The organism is Kitasatospora sp. NPDC001225, from assembly GCF_053597855.1.
In genome coordinates this window covers 1-1,338 of record NZ_JBSFJC010000460.1, presented here as the reverse complement: position 1 = coordinate 1,338, position 1,338 = coordinate 1, and the positions used below count along the sequence as shown (strand labels likewise).

Genomic DNA, 1,338 nt, shown 5'->3' with positions numbered 1-1,338 from the left:
GCAGACCAAGGTGCCGCTGCGCTTCCACGGCCGGGTGATCGCCGTGAACACCATGGTCGCCTGGTCGACCCTGCCGGTCGGCTTCGCCGTGGTCGCCCCGTTCGGCCCCGGACTCCTCCAGCCGCTGATGGACCACGACGGCGCCCTCGCCGGCAGCGTCGGGCGGCTCATCGGCACCGGCGACGGCCGCGGCATCGGACTGCTCTACCTGCTGTTCGGCCTCGCCATGGCGGCCCTCGCACTGGTCTGCCTGGCCGTGCCCGTGCTGCGCCACTTCGACCGGGACGTCCCCGACGCCGAGCCCGACGACCTGGTCGGCCTCCAGACCATCCAGGACCGGACCGCCGACGCCGCCGCGCCCATCCTCCCGCACCGCTCCGAGACCGAGGTGACCGTCCGGTGACCACCACCGCCACCGCCATCCACCCGCTGACCGCCGAACAGCGCCGGCTCTGGTTCCTCCAGCAGGTCCACCCGGACGACGCCAGCTTCAACATGTACCTCAACCGGCGCTGGACCGGGCCGATCGACCCCCGGGCCCTGCGCACCGCGCTGGACCGGCTGACCGCCCGGCACGAGATCCTCCGCACCCGCTTCGCGCCCGAAGGACCCGACGAGGCGGAGCCCGTCCAACTGGTCCAGCCCCCGGCCGCGACCGACCTGGTCACGATCCGCCTGCCCGAGGGCGCGACCGAGCAGGACTTCACCGACGCCTGCCGCCCGTACGTCAACGCCCCGTTCGACCTCGCCGCCGCGCCGCCGCTGCGCGCGACCCTGATCAGCGCGGGCGAGCGGGAACACGCGGTCAGCGTCGTGGTCCACCACATCGTCGCCGACGGCTGGTCCTTCCGCACGATGTGGCGCGAACTGCTCGCCCTCTACCGCGAGGCGATCGGCGAGGCACCCGCGGAACTGCCGGAACTCGCCCTGCAGTACGGCGACTTCGCCCGCGCCGAACGCGCCAGGACGGGCGGGGAGGCGGGCGAGGAGGCCTTCCGGTTCTGGGCGGACCGGCTCGCCGGCACCGGAGCGCTGCGCCTCCCGTTCGACCGGCCGAGACCCTCCAGCCCCACCAGACCCGCCGGGTTCGTCACCGTCGACCTCGGCCCCGAGCTGACCGCCGCCCTCGACCGGACGGCCCGGCAGGAGCGGTGCACCCCGTTCATGGTGCTGCTGGCCGGTTACCAGAGCGTGCTCGCGCGCTGGACCGGCTGCCGGGACTTCGTGGTCGGCACCCCGCTGGCGTGCGAAGCCGTAAGGCGATGTATACGGACTGACGCCTGCCCGGTGCTGGAACGTTAAGGGGACCGGTTAGCTTGGATTCGTCCAGGCGAAGCT

Annotated in this window: 2 protein-coding genes; both read left to right on the top strand. The window is 73.2% G+C overall.

The window, feature by feature from the left end; all coding sequences use genetic code 11:
- On the top strand, nt 1–403 hold a 403-nt coding region (locus tag ACWDCZ_RS41460; RefSeq protein WP_449818741.1), incomplete at its 5' end, for a hypothetical protein.
- Nucleotides 400–1,302 (top strand): condensation domain-containing protein, encoded by a 903-nt coding sequence (locus ACWDCZ_RS41455; protein WP_449818740.1) that lies wholly within the window; start codon nt 400–402, stop codon nt 1,300–1,302. The genes ACWDCZ_RS41460 and ACWDCZ_RS41455, both read left to right, overlap by 4 nt.
- Nucleotides 1,303–1,338: the final 36 nt, after the last annotated feature.